Below are 3319 nucleotides of genomic sequence, written 5' to 3'. Positions count from 1 at the left end.
TATAGAAAGACTTTTCAGTTTTTCAACTGAAAGCTTCACTCCTCAAACCCGGGGGCCCTCTGCCTATAAATAGATTGCAGCTTTATAACGGATTTTAGACAGCTCGTATGACATTTTTTTGAAGCAACCCGTCACATTTAACTCATGTACATCCCGCCGTTCACCGGGATTGTAGCCCCAGTAACGTAAGCCGCACCGTCGGATGCAAGAAAAGCGACCACAGACGCGATCTCTTGTGCTTGCCCCAGACGGCCCAGCGGAATCTGTGTAATCAAGCCTTCACGCTGCGCTTCGGGCAGTTCACGGGTCATATCAGTGTCGATGAACCCTGGAGCCACCGAGTTTACCGTAATCGAACGCGAACCGACTTCACGCGCCAATGCACGGCTGAAACCTTCCAGACCGGCCTTGGCGGCTGCGTAGTTTACTTGGCCTGCGTTGCCCATGGCACCCACAACCGAACCAATACTGATAATTCGTCCCCAACGCGCCTTGGTCATGCCGCGCAAAACGCCCTTGGACAGGCGGAACAGACTGTTCAGGTTGGTATCGATGACGTCGTTCCATTCGTCGTCTTTCATGCGCATCATCAGATTATCGCGTGTGATGCCAGCATTGTTGACAAGGATTGCCGGGGCACCGAATTGCGCGGTGATGTTCGCCAGCACCGCCGCAACGGACTCGTCGCTGGTGACATTGAGTTCCAGGCCAGTGCCTTGAATACCGTTTTCTTTCAGGGTAGCAGCGATGCGCTCGGCGCCCGAGGCGGAGGTCGCAGTGCCAATGACGATGGCGCCCTCACGACCCAGTTCCAGGGCGATAGCCTGGCCGATACCGCGGCTCGCACCGGTGACCAGTGCAACTTTACCTTGCAGACTCATGCAAGTTTCTCCTGATTCAGGCCAGCGCTGCGCGAGCGGCAGCGAAAGCGTCTGGGGTATTGAGGTTAGATGTCGATACGCCTTCGGCGCAGCGTTTGTTCAGGCCGGCAAGCACCTTGCCAGGGCCGCACTCGACCAGTTGGGTCGCGCCCTTGGCTGCCAGCGCCTGGACCGATTCGACCCAGCGCACAGGCTTGTAGAGCTGCTCAAGCAGATCACGCTTGAGGGTCTCCAGATCGGCCGGCACCGCAGCGCTGACGTTCTGGACCACCGGAATCTGCGGCGCCTGCCAGTCGATGGCAGCGATGGACTCGGCAAACCGCTCGGCCGCCGGACGCATCAGCTCGCAGTGAGACGGCACGCTGACCGGCAACGGCATGGCGCGCTTGGCACCACGCGCCTTGCAGCCTTCAATGGCACGCTCGACCGCAGCCTTGGCGCCAGCAATAACCACTTGGCCCGGGGAGTTGAAATTCACGGCGCTGACCACTTCGCCTTGCGCCGCTTCGGCACAGGCTGCCAGCACGTCGGCGTCTTCCAGACCGAGAATAGCGGCCATGCCGCCCTGCCCGGCCGGAACGGCTTCTTGCATCAACTGGCCACGACGTTCGACCAGTTTCACCGCGTCGCCCAGGCTCAGGCTGCCCGCAGCTACCAGGGCGCTGTATTCGCCCAGGCTGTGACCGGCAACATAAGCCGGACGCGCGCCGCCTTCAGCCAGCCACAGACGCCACAAGGCGATCGAGGCGGTCAGAATGGCCGGCTGGGTTTTATCGGTTTGATTGAGCTGCTCTTCCGGCCCTTGCTGGGTCAGTGCCCACAGGTCGTAACCCAGGGCATCGGAAGCTTCTTTGAATGTTTCGAGGACCACTGGATGTTGCGCGCCCAACTCGGCCAGCATGCCGAGGGACTGCGAACCCTGTCCTGGAAAGACGAATGCGAGGGAAGCAGACATGTAACAAGCCCCTAATGATCTTGTCGTCGGAGAATTGACGTCCCGCTGGGGGACTGCAAGAAACTGACAGTTGGATGGCCAATTGAACTGAGCGGTCACATTTAAGCATTGTCCGACGAAAACGCCTAAGGCAACAGATCCTCAAGACGACCGTGCAGCCTTTGCGGCAGGTTTTCCTGGATCTCGATCAGTGCACGCTGAATCGCACTCTGAAAGCCCTGCACCCCGGCCGAACCGTGGCTTTTCACGACAATGCCCTGCAAACCGAGGAAGCTCGCGCCATTGTGTCGCGCAGGAGCCAGATCCGCCTGCAAGCGCTTCATCAGCGGCAATGCCAGCGCACCGACCACCCGCGAGGCCAGGCTTTGCTTGAACAAGGCCTCGATGCGCCCGGCAATCATGGTCGCCAGGCCTTCGCTGGACTTGAGCAGGATATTGCCAACAAAGCCGTCACACACCACCACATCCGCCTCGCCGCGATAAACACCGTCACCTTCGACAAAACCGATGTAGTTGATACCCCGGGCGCTCTGCAACAAGGTCGCGGCCAGCTTGACCTGTTGATTGCCCTTGATGTCTTCAGTACCGATATTCAGCAACGCCACCCGAGGGCGAACCACACCCAGGGTTTCCGCCGCCACCGAGCCCATGATCGCGAACTGCAACAAGTGCTCGGCACTGCAATCGACGTTGGCACCAAGATCGAGCAACTGGCAATAACCCTTCTCGGTCGGGATCGCCGCGACCATCGCCGGCCGATCGATGCCCGGCAAGGTCTTGAGCACAAATCGCGACAGAGCCATCAACGCGCCGGTATTGCCCGCGCTGACACAGGCCTCTACCTTGCCATCACGCAACAACTCGAGGGCCACGCGCATCGATGAATCAGGCTTGCCACGCAAGGCCTGGGCAGGCTTTTCGTCCATGGTGATGACTTCGCACGCCGGTGTAATTGACAGGCGCGCGCGATCCACAGCCGAATGACTGGAGAGCAGTTCTTCTAAAAGGGTAGGTTGACCGACGAGGGTCAGGTGCAGCGAGGGCGTAGCAGACAGGCAAGCAAGGCTGGCCTGAACAATGCTGCGGGGACCGAAGTCCCCGCCCATTGCGTCAATCGCGATGACTTGAGCAGACAAGTGATTACTCGTCAGCGCCCTTGTCGATCACTTTACGGCCACGGTATACGCCTTCTGGCGATACGTGGTGACGCAGGTGAATTTCACCAGTGGTTTTTTCTACAGACAGAGTGCTTGCCGTCAGGGCGTCGTGCGAACGACGCATGTCACGGGCAGAGCGGGATTTTTTGTTCTGCTGAACAGCCATAATTGATTAACTCCTAAACGTTTGGGTCACGCTTTAACTGCGCCAATACACTGAACGGGTTGGACCGCGTTACCTCGTCCTCGCTCGGTTCGGGCTCATCGAGACCCGCCGGCTGATGGCATTCTACCGGATGAAGAGCAGGCACAATGGGCAAGGCGAT

The 3319-nt window shown here is 58.9% G+C and carries 4 protein-coding genes and 1 pseudogene; all 5 read right to left on the bottom strand.

Features of this window, described 5'->3' with window-relative positions; genetic code table 11:
- Nucleotides 1-137: 137 nt before the first annotated feature.
- A complete protein-coding gene (gene fabG, locus ACIOYV_RS33200; RefSeq protein ID WP_401330701.1) occupies nt 138-881 on the bottom strand; it encodes a 3-oxoacyl-ACP reductase FabG in 744 nt (247 codons plus the stop codon).
- Between the two features lie 16 nt (nt 882-897).
- Nucleotides 898-1836, bottom strand: coding sequence for an ACP S-malonyltransferase (gene fabD, locus ACIOYV_RS33195; protein WP_054051772.1), 939 nt, complete (start codon nt 1834-1836; stop codon nt 898-900).
- 125 nt (nt 1837-1961) lie between these two features.
- Nucleotides 1962-2972: a phosphate acyltransferase PlsX gene (plsX, locus tag ACIOYV_RS33190; RefSeq protein WP_401330697.1), complete on the bottom strand. Its 1011-nt coding sequence runs from the start codon at nt 2970-2972 to the stop codon at nt 1962-1964.
- 4 nt (nt 2973-2976) lie between these two features.
- Nucleotides 2977-3159: a 50S ribosomal protein L32 gene (gene rpmF, locus ACIOYV_RS33185; protein WP_008152339.1), complete on the bottom strand. Its 183-nt coding sequence runs from the start codon at nt 3157-3159 to the stop codon at nt 2977-2979.
- A 13-nt stretch (nt 3160-3172) separates the two neighbouring features.
- Nucleotides 3173-3319 (bottom strand): annotated as a pseudogene (locus ACIOYV_RS33180) (metal-binding protein); the annotation flags it as partial.

Origin of the sequence: Pseudomonas sp. NPDC087342 (assembly GCF_044744265.1) — a bacterium.
GTDB lineage: Bacteria > Pseudomonadota > Gammaproteobacteria > Pseudomonadales > Pseudomonadaceae > Aquipseudomonas > Aquipseudomonas nunensis.
The sequence above is the reverse complement of the archived record's forward strand: the minus strand, read 5'-3'. Positions and strand labels throughout refer to the sequence as shown.

Excerpts from the sequence above, each read along its gene's own strand:
- fabG (WP_401330701.1), bottom strand. The coding sequence starts at position 881 with ATGAGTCTGCAAGGTAAAGTTGCACTGGTCACCGGTGCGAGCCGCGGT.
- fabD (WP_054051772.1), bottom strand. The coding sequence starts at position 1,836 with ATGTCTGCTTCCCTCGCATTCGTCTTTCCAGGACAGGGTTCGCAGTCC.
- rpmF (WP_008152339.1), bottom strand. The coding sequence starts at position 3,159 with ATGGCTGTTCAGCAGAACAAAAAATCCCGCTCTGCCCGTGACATGCGT.